Raw genomic sequence first — 16,466 nt, 5'->3', positions numbered from 1 at the left:
TTTTGAAAGAGTGAGCCGATTATTGAGCTGAAGGTGGGTTTCAGCAATTCAATATGTACCATCCGGTTAGTTTTTTGGGCGATTATCGAACGCAATGCCCGATCAGCGAATTGACGATTTTTTGCTCACTGCGCACCATCGGCCCCTCATTGAGGCCGGCCTGATCGTCGGCCTCTCTGGATAGCCCCAGACCACACCATAAGAATTTCAAGAACGGGTACACGTTATGATTCCTTCCCAAAGCTCCCGCCTGCCCCCCGTCCTGAGTGCCACGACTGCTGGCGTCGGTGACAAGATCCGCGGCGCCCTGGCCGTGGGCAAGACCCGTTGGGGCATGCTCGCCCTGGTGTTCTTCGCCACCACGCTGAACTACATCGACCGCGCCGCCCTGGGCGTGATGCAGCCCATTCTCGCCAAGGAAATGAGCTGGACGGCGATGGATTACGCCAACATCAACTTCTGGTTCCAGGTCGGCTATGCCATCGGCTTCGTGCTGCAAGGTCGACTGATCGACCGGATTGGCGTCAAGCGTGTGTTCTTCTGCGCCGTACTGCTCTGGAGCCTGGCGACCGGTGCCCATGGCCTGGCCACGTCGGCGGTGGGTTTCATGGTCTGCCGTTTCATCCTGGGCCTGACCGAAGCGGCCAACTACCCGGCCTGCGTGAAGACCACGCGGCTATGGTTCCCGGCCGGTGAACGGGCCGTGGCGACCGGTATTTTCAACGCCGGGACCAACGTTGGCGCGATGTTCACCCCGATGCTGCTGCCGCTGGTCCTGCAGGTGTGGGGCTGGCAGGCGGCGTTCCTGTGCATGGCCGCGCTGGGCGGGATCTGGCTGGTGTTCTGGGGCCTGAAATATTTCAACCCGGAAGATCATCCCCGCGTCAAACAGTCGGAACTGGACTACATCCAGGCCCAGGACGAACCCGATCAGGTCCGCGTGCCTTTCTCCCGTATCCTGCGCATGCGGGGTACCTGGGCGTTCGCCCTGGCCTACTCGATCACGGCACCGGTGTTCTGGTTCTACCTCTACTGGTTGCCGCCGTTCCTGAACCAGCAATACAACCTGGGCATCAACGTGACCCAGATGGGCATCCCGCTGATCATCATCTACCTCACCGCCGACTTCGGCAGTGTGGGCGGCGGGATTCTGTCTTCCTTCCTGATCGGTCGCGGCCTGAATCCGATCAAGGCCCGGCTGATTTCCATGTTGCTGTTCGCCTGCTGCATCATCGGCGTGATCATGGCCGCCGGCGCCAGCAACCTGTGGATGGCAGTGTTTGCCATTTCCCTGGCCATCGGCGCGCACCAGGCCTGGACCGCCAATATCTGGAGCCTGGTGATGGACTACACGCCCAAACACATGATGAGTACAGTGTTCGGCTTCGGCGGCATGTGCGCCGCCGTCGGCGGGATGTTCATGACCCAGTTGGTGGGCCACATCCTCACGGTGACCCACAACAACTACACCGTACTGTTTACCCTGATCCCGGCGATGTACTTCATTGCCCTGATCTGGTTGTACTTCATGGCACCGCGCAAGGTGCCGACGCTGGAAAGCTGATACCCGTCAGCCCGGGACTCGCCCCCTGTGGGAGCAAGGCTTGCTCCCACAGGCGATCCCACCACGGTCCGCTTTAGCTCCGCCGCTGTTGCCACGCCGCCGCCAACCCGCTGAGGCAGATCAGCACGATGCCGAACACCGTGGTCAGCGTCGGCGTATGGCTGAACAGCAACCAGCCGAGCAGGCCGGCAAACACGATCTGGCAATACCCGAATGGCGCCAGCAGCGCCGGGGCGGCGAAGCGGAAGGCCTGGGTCAGCATCAGGTGCGCCGTCATCCCGCACGCCCCCAGTGCAAGCATCATCGCCCCATGCAACAGACTCGGCACCTGCCAGAAGAACGGTACCAGGGCGCTCATCACCAATGTGTTGCACAGGCCGGCGAAGAAATTGCTGGTGGTGGGGCTGTCGATCTCGCTGAGTTTGCGAGTGAGCAGTTGATAGAAACAGAAAAACAGTGCCGAACAGAACGGCAACAACACCGCCGGCGTGAACAGGTCACCGCCCGGATGGACAATGATCAACACCCCGATAAAACCGAAGATCACCGCGATCCACTGGCCGCGCGTCACCTGTTCACCCAGTAAAGGCACCGACAGTGCAGTGACCAGCACGGGCGCGAGGAAGTTGACCGCGGTCGCCTCCGCCAACGGAATGTAGAGCAGCGCCGTGGTGAAAAACAGGCTGGTGCCCAACAGGCACAACGCACGCGCCAACTGCCATAACGGCCGCTTGGTACGCAGCACCCGCAGCCCGGAGCGCGGCAGGAAAATCCCCGCCATCAACAGCGTGTGCACCAGATAACGCGCCCACACCACCATGATGATCGGATAGAACCCCGAAAGATATTTGGACAACGCGTCATGGCTGGAGAACAGGAACGTCGCGCAGAGTATCAGCAGGATGCCCTTGAAGGCCTGATTGACGCCGGAAAGCGGGGTGCTGACGGTCATGTAAAAATCCTGCGCTGCTTGATGTAGAGGAGCCGGTATCTGCGACTGCAAATTCAGCTGAACAACTCCGATGCCTGGCTGGCTTGTGACAATTCCTCGGTAAACGCAAGCAAGGTCGGCGCCAGCTCATGCAGCCTCGCTCGCGTCATCCGTGCGGTGGGCCCGGCAATGCTGAGCACCCCCAAGACCCGGCCATCCAGCGGATGACGCACCACGGCAGCAATGGCTGAGGTGCCGACCGCCGAACTTTCCTCGACACAGGCATAGCCCTGCTCACGGGCCTGACGCAGGTATTGAAGCAATTCAACGCTGCTGCGCGGCGCGTTGGGGCCCACGTCCGCCGGCATTGCCAGGGCCTGGCGCTCCACCAGCGACAGCGCCTGGGCGTCGCTCATGCACGCCAGCCAGGCATGGCCCGACGCGGTATAGACCAACGGCGCCTCACGGCCCATGTCGGGGTCGTAGCGCAACCCGGACCGGGCGCCCTGGGACTTGGCAATCCAGGTCTGGCGATCACCCTCGATCACGCCCAGGCGCACCAGTTCACCGCTTTCCCTAGCCAAACGATCAAGCACTGGCTGCACGATGTCGGCACCACTGCGCGACAGGTAGCGAAAGCCCAGGGCGACCAGGCGGGTCGACAAGTGATAACGCAGGTTCTCGGGATTCTGGCGCACGTAACCCAGGCGCGTCAGTTCGGCAAGCAGGCGGTGCGTAGCGCTCTTGGGAATCTGCAAGTGTTCGGCCAACCCTTGCAGAGCCCAGCCGTGGGGATCGCTGGCAAGACATTCCAGCACATTGAAAACCCGTTCGATTTGACTGCCGGCCATGAAAAATCCAGATGAGAGACGCCGATTCCAAAATATGCGAAGTGTAATGCAAATTCTGGAACCCGACATTCAATGTTGACCGATGAACCAAAACCCGTGGCGATTGCCTGAGAGCTCAGGCGTACACCCTGCGCCTTCAAAAGCTAGACTCACTGCGAATGTCTGCCCGTGAACTGGCGGCAACCCCACTCAGCAGCAACACTCTTCACACGGTCAATCAGAGGATTCCCACATGTTATGGAAAAAAGGTCGCCGCAGTGACAACGTGGTGGACGCCCGCGGTGACGGTGGGGGCGGCGGCGGGATGCGTTTCGGCGGCGGCAAGGGGCTGAGCCTGACGGCCATTGTCCTGATCGTCGGCATCGGCTGGATCACCGGCCAGGACCCCATGCAAATTCTCGGGCAACTGGCCGGGCAGATGGACCAGACTTCGGCCCCTGCTTCCTCCCAGACCCGGCAAGCGCCGCCCGCGAACGATGAACAGGCCGAGTTCGTGCGCTCGATCCTCGGTGATACCGAAGACACCTGGGGCCAGGTTTTCCAACAGGCCGGGCGTCAGTACCAGCAACCCAAACTGGTGCTGTTCAGCGGCCGGGTCAACTCGGCGTGCGGCCTCGCTTCATCAGCCACCGGCCCGTTCTATTGCCCGGCCGATAAACAGGTCTACCTGGACATGAGTTTCTTCCAGGAAATGTCCCAACGGTTCTCCGCCGCCGGGGATTTCGCCCAGGCCTACGTCATCGCCCATGAAGTCGGGCATCACGTCCAGACACTGCTTGGTGTGTCGGCAAAAATCCAGGAGGCGCGCCGTCAGGGCCGCCAGATGGAAGGCGATGGTGGTTTGCTGGTACGTCAGGAATTACAGGCCGATTGCCTGGCGGGTGTCTGGGCCAACCATGCGCAGAAGCGCCTGAACTGGCTGGAGCCGGGGGACATTGAAGAGGCCTTGACCGCCGCCAACGCCATCGGTGATGACCGATTGCAGCAACAGGGCCAGGGCCGGGTGGTGCCGGACTCCTTTACCCACGGCACCTCGGCGCAACGGGTTCGCTGGTTCAAGACCGGGTTTACCCAGGGTCAAGTCAGCCAATGCGACACCTTCGCGGCGAAAAACCTGTAATGAAGTGGGGCGCCCTCCTCAGCCTGCTGCTGTGCTGCACCTTTACCCAGGCAAACGAACAGGGCGTGGGCGTGGTCGCTCAAGGGCGACTGCAGCTCAAGGGCGGCGCCATGGTCGTCGGCGTGAGTCCGCCCCCGGCGTCTATCCAGCGCGTGTTGATCATCCTCCATGGCCGGCTACGCAACGCCCAGACGTATCTGCACAGCGCCGAAAAGGCCGCCGCACACGCTGGTCAACTGACCACGACCCTGATCATCGCCCCGCAGTTTCTCAACCAACATGACGTTGCCCGCCATCAGTTGCCCAATGACCTCTTGCGCTGGCAGGGCAACGACTGGATGGCCGGCGGCTTATCCACGGGCCCCAAGGCGGTCAGTTCCTTTCAGGTTCTCGACGACATCGTCGCCCGGGTCAGTGACCGGCAGCAGTTTCCCGAGGTGAAAGAGATCGTCATCGCGGGCCATTCCGGCGGCGCGCAGGTCGCGCAGCGCTACGCCTTGCTCGCTCGCGGCCAAACCCGGATCACACCCAGATTCGTCATCGCCAACCCATCCTCCTATGCCTATTTCGACGCGCAGCGCCCCATGGCCTTCGACCCGGCCGGTTGTCCCGGCTTCAACCATTGGAAGTACGGCCTGCAGAACCTGCCCGCCTATGCCGCCGGGCAAACGCCCGCTCAACTGGAAGACAACTACGTCAAACGCGACATCGTTTATCTGCTTGGGCAACAGGACATCGACCCGGAGCACCCGGCGCTGGATAAAGGCTGTGAAGCGCAGACCCAAGGGGCGTATCGGTTACTGCGCGGGCAGTTCTTTTTCGACTACCTGACCCGGCGCCATCCTGAAGGGCTGAACCAGCGGCTGATCGAAGTCCCCGGGGTTGGGCATGATGGGGATGGCATGTTCAATTCGGCGCAGGGGCTTAAGGCTTTGTTTGGGCAGTGAGCCTTGTGTCGAGCGGGAGGGGCCTCTTCGCGAGCAAGCTCGCTCCCACAGTGGATGTGTCGATCACAAAATCGGTGTTCACTGCGAATCCACTGTGGGAGCGGGCTTGCTCGCGAATGCGGTTAACCAGCCAACATAACATTCAAGCCGACAGCATCCGCCGCAACTCCCCACAGTCACGCGCATGCCAGTCCGCCAGCTCCGGCCACGGATTATCCGGCAGGTTCACCAATACCGTCCGCGCGCCCGCCGCACGCCCGCAGTCCAGATCGAAACGGTAGTCACCCACCATCACCATCGCTTCGGGCGCCACACTCCAGGCCTCGGCCAGTTTCAACAGGCCGCCTGGATGGGGCTTGGGTGGCGCTTCGTCACGGCCCAGCACATCCTCCACGGCGAAACAGTCCGCCAGGCCGATAGCTTGCAGGGTTACGTGGGCCAGCTCGCGGGCGTTACGCGTCAGGATCCCCAGGCGATAGCCGCGCCCCGCCAGCTCGCGCACCAGCTCGACCGCCCCCGGCGCAGGCCGGGAGCCCAGCGCCAGGTCCCGCTCGTGTTCCAGCAGCCAGGCATGCTTGGCGGCGGCTTCGTCAGCCGGCAACGCCGCCAGGTGGGTCAGAATGTCGTCTTCGGCCGGGATCGCCAGGGCCACGCGGATCGCCGCAAAATCATGCACGGCGATGGTCAGCGTACCGTCCATGTCGAACACCCAGTGGCGCACATCGGCCAGGCTCATGCCCAGTCCTTGCGGTGGCGAATCAGGCCTTCCTGAGTCACCGATGCCACCAACTGTCCGGCGCGATTGAACACGCTGCCGCGGGAGAACCCACGGGAATTGCCGGCCCATGGACTGTCCATCGCATAGAGTAACCAGTCATCGGCGCGCAGATCGGCATGGAACCACAAGGCGTGGTCGAGGCTGGCGACCTGCATGTCCTTTTGCCAGACCGATTTGCCGTGGGGCAGCATCGAGGTGGTCAGCAGACCGAAGTCCGAGGCGTAGGCCAGCAAGTATTTATGCAGGGCCGGCGAGTCCGCCAGGGCACCATCGGCCCGGAACCACACGTACTTGACCGGATCGGCCGGTTGCGGATTGTAGGGATCCTTCTCAGTGACCGGGCGCACTTCGATCGGTTTAGGGCACAGCAGTTTTTCCCGCATGTGCTCGGGCAGCAGGTGCGCCCGCTGCTGGGTCAGCTCCAGCTCCGAAGGCAGGTTCTCCGGCCCGACCACCTGGGGCATGGAGTTCTGGTGCTCGAAACCTTGCTCGTCGTATTGAAACGACGCGCTGCACGTGAAAATCGGGTGGCCCTTCTGGATCGCCGTGACCCGGCGTGTGCTGAAACTGCCACCGTCACGCACCCGGTCCACCTGATAGACCACCGGCAACGCCGCATCGCCCGGGCGCAGGAAGTAACCGTGCATCGAATGTACATGACGGGCCTCTTCCACGGTCTGGCTGGCCGCCGAGAGTGACTGGCCCAGCACCTGGCCGCCGAACAACTGGCGAAAACCCAGGTCCTGGCTACGACCGCGAAACAGGTTCTCTTCGATGGGTTCCAGGGTCAGCAGGTCGACCAGATCTTCCAACACGTGGCTCATTCAGACTTTCCTCACACAGCTCAACCGCGCAGTCGCTGCTGCAACGGTGAATCGATTGTTGGCCCGGACCATTTGTGGCGGGCATTGTAAACGTCCGTGTTGGTTAACCGTGCAGGGTCTGTAGCCACTGTTCACGGTTGATGCGATAGAGCACATGTTGACGCAATGGATGACCGACCGCGAGCTTTGGGTGTTCGAAGTCATCGGCCGGGTCATGATGCATGCCGATGGCTTGCATGACCTTCTGCGATGGCAGGTTATCGACGGCGGCGAACGCCACCACCTCTTCCAGCCGGAGGCGATCGAACGCGCACCGCAGGGCCGTCCATGCGGCTTCGCTGGCATAGCCCAGGCCCCAATGTTCCCGGGCCAGACGCCAGCCGATCTCGATCGCCGGAGTGAAGTGCGCGTCGAACCCGACCACGCCCAAGCCGGTAAAGCCAATGAAGGCGCCGGTGTCCTTGCGCTGCAGGGCCCACAAACCAAAACCATGCTCGGCAAAATGCCCACGCACGCGCCCGATCAGCGCGGCGCTTTCCAGACGGCTCAAGGGCGCCGGAAAATAACGCATCACCTGCGCATCGGCCGACATGGCGGCAAACTCCGGCAAGTCAGCGTCGCGCCACTGGCGCAGTATCAGCCGCGCACTTTCCAGTTCCAGTATCGGCTCCATTTTCATTCCTCTCCATGCCCCAACGTCTACTCAAGCGGATCTCAACGCCCAAATAAACTGCCCACGGCCGGTGCCGGAATCAAAGTGGGAGACGCCGGCGATGTGTTCACCTTGATTGAATGAGCCCGCGGCTGTGCCAAGTATCGATTATCGACAGGCTTGGCTTTGCTGGCGAGACGTTCGTCGCGCGGGTCAGGCCCTATCGGTTAAGACTGCGCTCGTAAGCGGCCAGAACGGTGCGCTCCGACTGCACCAGATAGGCTTCGAGCAGTCGGGTGGCCTCTTCTGATCGTCCTTCTTCGATACAGCGCAGGATTGAAACGTTCATATCGACATAGGGCATATGCAGGAATTCCGGGTCATTGAGCAGGCCGAACGCCAATCGCAGCTCGGCTGATATCTGCCCGTAGAACACCACCAATCGCGGGCTGTCGGCCAGTTCGACGATCGCCTTGTGGAACATCATGTTGGCGGTGCCGACGGCCTTCCAGTCCTTGGCCTCACGGGCTCGCATACCCGCCTCCACCGCTTCGCGCATATGCACAGTCCCCGGGTGCAACGGGTAACCCTGAGCAATGGCCTTGCATTCGATAAAGCGGCGCACACGATAGATATCGATGATCGACGCCATATCGGGCACCGCCACGGTGACCCCGCGATTGGGTTCATGCTTGAGCAACCCCTCGCGGGTCAGGACCCTGAACGCTTCCCTCAAGGTGTTGCGGGAAATCTGCAGGCTTTCGGCCAGGGCCGCTTCGGACAGTCGTTGACCCGGAACCAGTTCACCTTCGACCAGCATTCTGCGGACTTCCTGGGTGATGGACTCTCCCAGCGAGCGAGGAAGGGAAGGTGAAACGTCGTTCATGTGCAATCCAGGATAAGAGAAAGCCACGATGTTCCACGAGAGCTTGGTGCAAGGCAAGAAGCCAGAGGCCTGCGTGCATCATTAAGTAACACGCGCGAGTGACAAGGTTACAATTCGGTGCGAATTGTAGCCTTAAGCACGCAGGATTGTTCAACGATCCAATAGCTATAGATCAACACTTTGCGGCAGATTTCTGAGTTCTGGCATGTTCGTTGCTCAACACCCATCATCTCCCACCGTAGGAATGATGCCGTGACACAGATCGCTCATGAGTTCACAAAGGCGCGACGCTCTTCCCTGATCGCCGCTATCTTCATGATGGCGACCTCCGCCATCGGCCCTGGCTTCATTACCCAGACCGCGACCTTTACGGCAAACATCGGCGCGGCGTTCGCCTTCGGTATCCTGGCTTCGATCCTGATCGACTTCGTCGTTCAACTGAATGTCTGGCGAATTGTTTCGCTGACCCGGATGCGCGCGGCCGACCTGGCCAACCAGGCGATCCCGGGGAGCGGCTACCTGCTGGCAGTCCTGGTGATCTTCGGCGGCCTGGTGTTCAACGTCGGCAACATCGCCGGTGCCGGACTGGGGCTCAATGCCCTGATGGGCCTGGATGCAAAATGGGGCGGTGGTCTGAGCGCCCTGCTGGCCATCGGCATTTTCTCCTCCCACCGTGCAGGGGTTGCCGTCGACCGGCTGATCGTCGTGCTGGGCCTGGTGATGATCACCCTGACCCTGTTCGTCGCCTTCGCCTCCAACCCGCCACTGGGCGAAGCCCTGTACCAGACCGTGCTTCCAGACCAGATCAACTTCGCCACCATCACCACCATTGTCGGGGGCACGGTCGGCGGTTACATCACCTACGCAGGGGCTCACCGCCTGCTGGATCGAGGCACCACCGGCGTGGAGAACCTTCAGGCCGTGTCCAAGGCTGCCTTGAGCGGCATCATGGTCACCGGCGTCATGCGCTACATCCTGTTTCTGGCCATCCTCGGCGTTGTGGCCAGTGGCGTCGTCATCGACACCTCCGGCCAAGGCGCCAATCCGGCGGCGCAAGCCTTCCAGGCCGCGGCAGGGCAGTTCGGCCTGCGCGTGTTCGGCCTGATTCTCTGGGCCGCCAGTATTACCAGCGTGATCGGTGCCGCCTACACCTCCATGTCCTTCATCACCGTGTTCAAGCCGAACATCACTGAAAAAGGCCGAAACCGCGCCACCACTGTGTTCATCGCCCTGTCGCTGCTGATCTTCACCCTGATGGGCACCGCCCCCGCCGCACTGTTACTTTTTGCGGGTGGGTTCAACGGCCTGATACTGCCCATCGGCCTGAGCATCTTCATCTACGTTGGCTGGCGCCGGTCGGACTTGATGGGCGGCTACCATTATCCACGCTGGCTGCTGGTGCTCGGCGCGCTGACCAGCCTGTTGACCTGGTACATGGCGTTCAAATCCGTTGGGCCGATCTTCGCCTTCCTCAACGTGGTCTGAGCCCGATAGAAACAAAGGAGCCACTCTCATGCCAAATATTGATCTCAACAGTGACCTGGGCGAAAGCTTCGGCGCATGGAGTATGGGCGACGATGCCGCAATGCTCGATGTCGTGACCAGCGCCAATGTCGCCTGCGGTTTCCACGCGGGCGACCCGGCCGGCATCTTGCGGACACTGAAAGCGGCGGTGGCAAAAAACGTCACCATCGGTGCCCATGTCGCTTACCCGGACAAAGTGGGCTTTGGTCGACGCAACATGGACGTGGCCAGCGATGAGCTGACTGCAGACGTGATCTACCAAATTGGTGCGCTGCAGGGCCTGGCCAAGGCCGCCGGCACGTCGGTGCGCTACGTAAAACCCCACGGCGCCTTGTACAACACCATTGCTCACGATCGGCGGCAGGCGCTGGCGGTGATCGACGCCATCCGCGCTGTCGACCCGACTCTGATACTGGTGGCCCTGGCCGGTTCCAGCCTGATCGAACTGGCCCGTAACGAGGGCTTGCAATGTGTCGCCGAAGCCTTCGCTGACCGCGCCTACACCCCCCAGGGCACGTTGGTTTCACGGCGCGAACCCGGGGCTGTGCTGCACGATCCCAAGCTCGTGGCCCAACGCATGCTGCGCCTGGTGGAAGACGGCACGGTCGAAGCCATCGATGGCAGCCTGACCCGAATCCAAGCCGATTCGATCTGCGTCCATGGCGACAGTCCCGCTGCTGTGGAAATGGCCCGCGAGCTGCGCCGGGTATTGGAACAAGCGCACATGTCCTTGCTGCCCTTTGCCGGAGCACGCCCATGAATGCCCTGGCTCTCGCCCGCCAGGCGGCGATTGCCGCTGCCCGCGATGCACGCACCACTTACCGTAACGGCCTGATTGCCCCCACGGCGGGTATCGCGCCGGGCATGACCCAAGCCAACCTGATCGCCCTGCCGCGCGCCTGGGCGTACGACTTCCTGCTGTACGCCCAGCGCAATCCCAAAGCCTGCCCGATCCTTGACGTCAGCGACGCCGGCAGCCCGAGTACGCTGCTGGCTGAAGGGGCCGACCTGCGCACCGACATCCCGCTGTACCGCATCTGGCGTGATGGAAAGCTGGCCGAGGAAGTCAGCGATGCCACTCAGGCCTGGGCTGAACACGACGATATGGTGGCCTTTTTGATCGGCTGCAGCTTCACCTTTGAAACTGCCCTGCAAGAGGCCGGTATCGACGTGCGGCATATCACCGATGGCTGCAATGTGCCGATGTACCGGACCAACCGTGCCTGCCGCCCGGCCGGGCGTCTGCACGGTGAAATGGTGGTGTCCATGCGCCCGATCCCGGCCGATCGTGTCGCGCAGGCGGCGAGTATTTCCGGGCGTTACCCTTCGGTCCATGGTGCTCCGGTGCACATCGGCGAGCCCGCGCTGCTCGGCATCCAGGACCTGGCGCGCCCCGATTTCGGCGACGCCGTACGCATCGAACCCGGTGAGATTCCGGTGTTCTGGGCCTGCGGCGTGACGCCCCAGGCAGCGGTCATGGCGTCGGGCGTGCCCTTCGCCATCACCCATTCGCCGGGCCATATGTTCATCACCGATGTGCCTGACAGCACCTACCACGTCTAGGAGTCTCCCGTGCGTTTTCTACCGGTCAACCTGGACGCCCTGCTCGTCGAATTGAAAGACCTCGACCAGACCCTGGCGTTGTACGACACCCTGATGGCCGAGCCCATTGCCGGGGTGGAGCACATCATTCCCGCCGCTCGAACGTTGCTGATCGAGTTCCGCCCCAGCGCCATCGAACGCCAGGTGCTGGTTAACCGTATCGCTGTCCAGGATTTGAGCCAGCGCCGCGCGCACGAACATCGTCGAGTGGAAATCCCTGTGCACTACACGGGTGAAGACCTCGACGAGGTCGCCACGTTGCTGGGGCTGAACCGCGACGAGGTGGTCCGCCGCCACACTGCCCATGACTACACCGTGGCCTTCTGCGGCTTCGCCCCAGGCTTCGCCTACCTCACCGGCGGTGCCGGCTTCCAGGTCCCGCGCCGGCAAACCCCGCGCACCCGCATCCCCGCCGGCGCCGTGGCCCTGGCCGGTGAGTTCAGCGGCGTCTATCCGCAAGCCAGCCCCGGCGGCTGGCAGATCATCGGGGTTACGCCCTCACGCATGTGGGACCTGAACCGCGATGAACCGGCGTTGTTACGCCCCGGCTACAAGGTTCGCTTTACCGATGCCGGCCCTCTTCCGGCCAACGGTTTGCCTGCGCCCACTCCGCCGACGCGCGCCGCCCCACCCAGCGGCGCCTGCCTGGAGATCATCACCCCCGGACTGCACAGCGTCCTGCAGGACTTGGGGCGTCCCGGCCAGACCAGCCAAGGCGTGTCCAAATCCGGCGCGCTGGACCTGAGTGCCCTGCGAGCGGCCAACCGCGCCGTGGGCAACCGCTCGGACATGGCCTGCATCGAAGCGCTACTCGGCGGTTTGAGTGTTGTCTGCCATGGCCGCACCGTGATCGCTGTCACCGGCGCCCAGACCCCGGTCAGTATCACCACGGCCGGCGGCCTGCAATGGCAAGCACCTAACTATCAGCCCATCGAATTGGACGAGGGTGATCGCGTCAGCCTCGGTTCACCCAAGGCGGGGCTGCGCAGCTACGTGGCGATTCGCGGCGGGTTTGACGTCGCTTCCGTGCTCGGCAGCCTGTCCACGGACACCCTGGCCCAAGTCGGCCCCCCTGCCCTGGCCGCTGGCGACCGCCTGGGTTTTGCAACACTCGGCACGGGCACCAGCGTATCGCTGAACGAAGCGCCGGCCTTTGAACTGCCAACGGCAAGCGACATCGTCACCCTCGACGTGGTCATGGGCCCCCGCACCGACTGGTTTACCGAGGACGCCATCGAGCGCCTGAGCAGCCAACTCTGGCGGGTCAGCGCGCAATCCAATCGGGTCGGTATTCGTCTGGCCGGGGAAACGCCGCTGACACGCAGCAACCACCAAGAGTTGCCCAGCGAAGGCACCTGCGTGGGCGCCATCCAGGTTCCGGCCAGCGGCCAACCCGTGCTGTTCCTGGCGGACCATCCATTGACCGGCGGCTATCCGGTGATCGCCGTGGTGGCCAGCCATCATCTGGATCTGGCCGGACAAATACCGGTCAACGCGCAGATTCGCTTCAACCCACTGGATGAATTCCACGAGATTCAACCCAGCACAGCTGCTTCTTTTCCAACTGCCGATGCGAAGAAAATCCCATGAAAAAATTATTGATCGCCAACCGTGGTGAAATTGCCGTACGCATCGCCCGTGCCTGCCGCGACTACGGCGTGCAATCTGTCGCCGTCTACGCCGACGCAGACATCGATGCCCTGCACGTGCGCCAGGCTGACGAAGCCTATTCACTGAACGGTCAGCGTCCGGCCGAAACCTATCTCGATATCGGCAAACTGCTTGCCGTCGCCAAACGCAGCGGCGCCGACGCCGTGCACCCAGGTTATGGTTTTCTGTCGGAACGGGCCGATTTCGCCCGGGCAGTGATCGACGCGGGGCTGATCTGGGTCGGCCCCAACCCGGAAACCATCGACGTGCTGGGGGACAAGGTCCAGGCGCGAAAACTGGCCCAACAGGTCGGCGCCCCCCTGGTAGCCGGTACGCCGGGACCGGTCGAAGGCGCAGCCCAGGTGCTGGCCTTCGCCGAGCAACATGGCCTGCCGATTGCCATCAAGGCCGCCTTCGGTGGCGGCGGGCGCGGGATGAAAGTCGCCTGGCGCATGGACGAAGTCGCCGAGCTGTTCGCCTCGGCCGTGCGCGAAGCCGAAGCGGCCTTTGGTCGCGGCGAATGTTTCGTCGAACAGTTCCTCGACCGCCCTCGGCATATCGAAGCGCAGATCCTGGCAGACAAACACGGCAAGGTGGTCGTGGTAGGGACCCGGGATTGTTCGCTGCAACGACGCAACCAGAAACTGGTGGAGGAAGCGCCAGCGCCTTTTATCAGCGAAGAACAGCGCCAGCGCATTCATCAGGCCGCCCACGATATCTGCGCCAAGGCCGGTTACGTCGGTGCCGGCACGGTGGAGTTCCTGCTCAGTCAGGATGGCACGCTGTCGTTTCTGGAGGTCAACACGCGGTTGCAGGTCGAGCATCCGGTAACCGAAGAAACCACCGGCGTCGACCTGGTGATCGAGCAACTGCGCATCGCCGACGGTTTGCCGTTGTCCTTCAGCCAAACGCCGACACCGCGCGGCCACAGCTTCGAATTTCGCATCAACGCCGAAGACGCAGGCAAGGGTTTCATGCCGACCCCCGGACACATCACCGCCTTCCAGCCCCCCTCTGGCCCGGGCGTACGCCTGGACAGCGGCGTGACCAGCGGTTCGCAAGTGCCCAGCACCTTCGATTCGATGATGGCCAAACTGATCGTCACGGGCGCCACCCGCGAGCAGGCGATCGTGCGCGCCCGGCGCGCCCTGGCCGAATTCAATATCGAGGGTATCGCCTCGGTACTGCCATTTCACCGGGCCGTGATGGACCATGACGACTTCACGGGCGCGGGTCGATTCGCCGTGCATACGCGCTGGATCGAAACCGACTTCGCTGACCAGATCACCCTCGCACCCCGCAACGCCATGTCGGCCGACCCTGGGGTGTTGCGCACGTTCGTCGAAATCGACGGCAAGCGCCACGAGCTGGGCCTGCCGGCCGAGCTGTTGCGCGGCTTGAGCCTGAACGCCCCGGCCACGGCGGGCGAACGCACGGCCCCAAGCGAGGTGGATGATCCACAGGCACTACGCACCTCGGTCGCGGGCAATCTGCATACCTGGGTCGTCGAAGACGGCGAGACGGTGAGTGCCGGTCAAGTGGTTGCCGTTATCGAAGCAATGAAAATGGAAACCTCGATCCTGGCCCCTGCTGACGGCAAGGTGCGGATTGCTGAACAGGCAGGCGCCTATTTCGAAGCCGGCTCGATCATCGGCCGCATCGAAACCGCTCACTGATCCAAACGTTTTTCTTACGCAGATAACACGCGCAACGGGTGAATAACCCGGTTGCCGCGTGCTGCCCGCAAAAAAATGTTCGATGTCATGTTGCATAGACACTAACGATAAAACACACACCCTCAATCTGGCGTTATCTGGAGCATAAAGAGCATGTTGATCAACAAGGCTTTTGCGGTGGCGGGTACCTGCGCGTTGGTTTTTCCATTGGCGGCATCTGCCGATTTTATTGCCGACAGTAAGGCCAGTGTAGAACTGCGCAACTTCTACTTTGATCGCGACTTTCGCAACGGCCCACCCACGGCCCAGCGTGACGCGGCAAAAGAATGGGCGCAGGGCATCATGATGCGCCTGGAGTCGGGGTATACCGCCGGCACCGTGGGCCTGGGCATCGACGCCGTTGGCATGCTCGGCCTCAAGCTTGACGGCGGTGAAGGGTCCGGTGGCACGGGCCTGTTGCCGGCTGACCTGGGTTCGAAAAACGGCCGCGGCTCACAGGACGAATATTCCAAACTCGAACTCACCGCCAAGGCGAAAGTTTCGCAAACTGTTTTGAAAGTCGGCTCCCTCGCCTTCCGCACGCCCGTGGTATCGAGCAATGACACGCGCCTGTTGCCGTCGACGTTCGAAGGCGCGCTACTGACTTCCAGCGACATTGATCAGTGGGTCCTGCAAGGGGGCAAGCTGGAACAGATAAAATTCAACAGTTCCTCTAACTATCAGGACTTCACCGGTAACCGCATCGGCGGTGTCAGTGATGACTTCCGCTTTGCCGGTGGTACTTACAGCTTCAACAAAACCCTCAGCACAAGTTTGTTCTATGGCAACCTGGAAAATGTCTATCGGCAGTTCTTTGGCGGCGTCGTCTATGAAATTCCCCTCGCCGCACAACAGTCGCTGAAGTTCGATCTGCGTTATTCGAAAAGTACCGATGACGGTCACTTCCGCCCCCTCGATAACCGGGCAGCGAACGGGCTGGTTTCCTACACCCTGGGCGCCAACGTGTTCACAGCCGCCTATCAGCGCATGAGCGGTGACGACCCGTTCCCCTACATCGCCAACAGCGACCCTTACCTCGTCAACTTCGTACAGATCAACGATTTCGCCAACACCCAGGAGCGCTCATGGCAACTGCGCTATGACTACAACTTCGCCGCGCTAGGCATCCCTGGGCTCACCTTCATGACGCGTTATGTCAGCGGCGACAATGCCCAGGTCGCAGGCCGCAACTCAGGCAAAGAGTGGGAGCGCGATACCGACATCGGTTACGTGATCCAAAGTGGCTCACTGAAGAACGTCGGGGTCAAACTCAGAAACGCGACGGTTCGTTCGAACTTTGGCAATGACCTGGATGAGACCCGTCTGATCGTGAGTTACACATTAGCGCTCTAAGAATCACCGCCCTCCCTGTGGGAGCGAGCCTGCTCGCGATAGCGGCGGATCAGCTTGCATGGATGTTGG

15 protein-coding genes are annotated in these 16,466 nt (G+C 62.0%); 9 read left to right on the top strand and 6 right to left on the bottom strand.

Annotated elements, in window-relative coordinates; all coding sequences use genetic code 11:
* Positions 1–226: 226 nt before the first annotated feature.
* A complete protein-coding gene (locus tag AAIS01_RS24745) occupies positions 227–1,564 on the top strand; it encodes an MFS transporter (protein WP_343471102.1) in 1,338 nt (445 codons plus the stop codon).
* Between the two features lie 73 nt (positions 1,565–1,637).
* Here AAIS01_RS24745 and AAIS01_RS24740 read toward each other — a convergent pair whose 3' ends face one another.
* Together AAIS01_RS24740 and AAIS01_RS24735 are read right to left on the bottom strand one after the other, a co-directional pair.
* The gene (locus AAIS01_RS24740; protein WP_214914250.1) at positions 1,638–2,516 is read right to left on the bottom strand and encodes a DMT family transporter; all 879 of its coding nucleotides are present in this window, start codon (positions 2,514–2,516) and stop codon (positions 1,638–1,640) included.
* 53 nt (positions 2,517–2,569) lie between these two features.
* Complete coding sequence (locus AAIS01_RS24735) at positions 2,570–3,346, bottom strand: IclR family transcriptional regulator (RefSeq protein WP_343471101.1); 777 nt, start codon at positions 3,344–3,346, stop codon at positions 2,570–2,572.
* Positions 3,347–3,578: 232 nt separating this feature from the next.
* Here AAIS01_RS24735 and ypfJ point away from each other — a divergent pair, with 232 nt between their 5' ends.
* Together ypfJ and AAIS01_RS24725 are read left to right on the top strand one after the other, a co-directional pair.
* Complete coding sequence (gene ypfJ, locus AAIS01_RS24730) at positions 3,579–4,466, top strand: KPN_02809 family neutral zinc metallopeptidase (protein WP_343471100.1); 888 nt, start codon at positions 3,579–3,581, stop codon at positions 4,464–4,466.
* Positions 4,466–5,413 carry an alpha/beta fold hydrolase gene (locus AAIS01_RS24725; RefSeq protein WP_343471125.1) on the top strand — a complete coding sequence of 316 codons (948 nt, stop codon included), beginning with the start codon at positions 4,466–4,468 and terminating at the stop codon, positions 5,411–5,413. Before ypfJ ends, AAIS01_RS24725 begins: the two co-directional genes overlap by 1 nt.
* A 142-nt stretch (positions 5,414–5,555) precedes the next feature.
* On the opposite strand, the gene AAIS01_RS24720 is transcribed toward AAIS01_RS24725, so the two are convergent.
* The 4 genes from AAIS01_RS24720 to AAIS01_RS24705 all read right to left on the bottom strand — a co-directional run bounded on the left by AAIS01_RS24720 (position 5,556) and on the right by AAIS01_RS24705 (position 8,553).
* The gene (locus AAIS01_RS24720; RefSeq protein WP_092459762.1) at positions 5,556–6,149 is read right to left on the bottom strand and encodes an HAD family hydrolase; all 594 of its coding nucleotides are present in this window, start codon (positions 6,147–6,149) and stop codon (positions 5,556–5,558) included.
* Positions 6,146–7,015, bottom strand: coding sequence for an acyl-CoA thioesterase II (gene tesB, locus AAIS01_RS24715; protein WP_092402291.1), 870 nt, complete (start codon positions 7,013–7,015; stop codon positions 6,146–6,148). Before tesB ends, AAIS01_RS24720 begins: the two co-directional genes overlap by 4 nt.
* 103 nt (positions 7,016–7,118) lie before the next feature.
* Positions 7,119–7,688: a GNAT family N-acetyltransferase gene (locus AAIS01_RS24710; protein WP_343471099.1), complete on the bottom strand. Its 570-nt coding sequence runs from the start codon at positions 7,686–7,688 to the stop codon at positions 7,119–7,121.
* 199 nt (positions 7,689–7,887) lie between these two features.
* Complete coding sequence (locus tag AAIS01_RS24705) at positions 7,888–8,553, bottom strand: GntR family transcriptional regulator (protein WP_214914238.1); 666 nt, start codon at positions 8,551–8,553, stop codon at positions 7,888–7,890.
* Positions 8,554–8,805: 252 nt separating this feature from the next.
* On the opposite strand from AAIS01_RS24705, the gene AAIS01_RS24700 reads away from it, so the two are divergent.
* From AAIS01_RS24700 to AAIS01_RS24675, 6 genes are all read left to right on the top strand, one after another.
* A complete protein-coding gene (locus AAIS01_RS24700) occupies positions 8,806–10,038 on the top strand; it encodes an NRAMP family divalent metal transporter (protein WP_343471097.1) in 1,233 nt (410 codons plus the stop codon).
* Positions 10,039–10,066: 28 nt separating this feature from the next.
* The gene (locus AAIS01_RS24695) at positions 10,067–10,837 is read left to right on the top strand and encodes a LamB/YcsF family protein (protein ID WP_343471096.1); all 771 of its coding nucleotides are present in this window, start codon (positions 10,067–10,069) and stop codon (positions 10,835–10,837) included.
* Positions 10,834–11,640, top strand: a complete 807-nt coding sequence (locus tag AAIS01_RS24690; RefSeq protein ID WP_343471095.1) for a putative hydro-lyase — start codon at positions 10,834–10,836, stop codon at positions 11,638–11,640. The genes AAIS01_RS24695 and AAIS01_RS24690 overlap by 4 nt, the downstream gene beginning before the upstream one ends.
* A 9-nt stretch (positions 11,641–11,649) precedes the next feature.
* The gene (locus AAIS01_RS24685; protein WP_343471094.1) at positions 11,650–13,269 is read left to right on the top strand and encodes a 5-oxoprolinase subunit B/C family protein; all 1,620 of its coding nucleotides are present in this window, start codon (positions 11,650–11,652) and stop codon (positions 13,267–13,269) included.
* A complete protein-coding gene (locus AAIS01_RS24680) occupies positions 13,266–15,005 on the top strand; it encodes an acetyl/propionyl/methylcrotonyl-CoA carboxylase subunit alpha (RefSeq protein WP_343471093.1) in 1,740 nt (579 codons plus the stop codon). Before AAIS01_RS24685 ends, AAIS01_RS24680 begins: the two co-directional genes overlap by 4 nt.
* 153 nt (positions 15,006–15,158) lie before the next feature.
* Positions 15,159–16,397 carry an OprD family porin gene (locus tag AAIS01_RS24675; RefSeq protein WP_343471092.1) on the top strand — a complete coding sequence of 413 codons (1,239 nt, stop codon included), beginning with the start codon at positions 15,159–15,161 and terminating at the stop codon, positions 16,395–16,397.
* The last annotated feature ends 69 nt before the right edge of the window (positions 16,398–16,466 follow it).

Origin of the sequence: Pseudomonas halotolerans (assembly GCF_039581215.1) — a bacterium.
Classification (GTDB): Bacteria; Pseudomonadota; Gammaproteobacteria; order Pseudomonadales; family Pseudomonadaceae; genus Aquipseudomonas; species Aquipseudomonas tehranensis.
The sequence above is the reverse complement of the archived record's forward strand: the minus strand, read 5'-3'. Positions and strand labels throughout refer to the sequence as shown.

Excerpts from the sequence above, each read along its gene's own strand:
- AAIS01_RS24745 (WP_343471102.1), top strand. The coding sequence starts at position 227 with ATGATTCCTTCCCAAAGCTCCCGCCTGCCCCCCGTCCTGAGTGCCACG.
- AAIS01_RS24740 (WP_214914250.1), bottom strand. The coding sequence starts at position 2,516 with ATGACCGTCAGCACCCCGCTTTCCGGCGTCAATCAGGCCTTCAAGGGC.
- AAIS01_RS24735 (WP_343471101.1), bottom strand. The coding sequence starts at position 3,346 with ATGGCCGGCAGTCAAATCGAACGGGTTTTCAATGTGCTGGAATGTCTT.
- ypfJ (WP_343471100.1), top strand. The coding sequence starts at position 3,579 with ATGTTATGGAAAAAAGGTCGCCGCAGTGACAACGTGGTGGACGCCCGC.
- AAIS01_RS24725 (WP_343471125.1), top strand. The coding sequence starts at position 4,466 with ATGAAGTGGGGCGCCCTCCTCAGCCTGCTGCTGTGCTGCACCTTTACC.
- AAIS01_RS24720 (WP_092459762.1), bottom strand. The coding sequence starts at position 6,149 with ATGAGCCTGGCCGATGTGCGCCACTGGGTGTTCGACATGGACGGTACG.
- tesB (WP_092402291.1), bottom strand. The coding sequence starts at position 7,015 with ATGAGCCACGTGTTGGAAGATCTGGTCGACCTGCTGACCCTGGAACCC.
- AAIS01_RS24710 (WP_343471099.1), bottom strand. The coding sequence starts at position 7,688 with ATGGAGCCGATACTGGAACTGGAAAGTGCGCGGCTGATACTGCGCCAG.
- AAIS01_RS24705 (WP_214914238.1), bottom strand. The coding sequence starts at position 8,553 with ATGAACGACGTTTCACCTTCCCTTCCTCGCTCGCTGGGAGAGTCCATC.
- AAIS01_RS24695 (WP_343471096.1), top strand. The coding sequence starts at position 10,067 with ATGCCAAATATTGATCTCAACAGTGACCTGGGCGAAAGCTTCGGCGCA.
- AAIS01_RS24690 (WP_343471095.1), top strand. The coding sequence starts at position 10,834 with ATGAATGCCCTGGCTCTCGCCCGCCAGGCGGCGATTGCCGCTGCCCGC.
- AAIS01_RS24680 (WP_343471093.1), top strand. The coding sequence starts at position 13,266 with ATGAAAAAATTATTGATCGCCAACCGTGGTGAAATTGCCGTACGCATC.
- AAIS01_RS24675 (WP_343471092.1), top strand. The coding sequence starts at position 15,159 with ATGTTGATCAACAAGGCTTTTGCGGTGGCGGGTACCTGCGCGTTGGTT.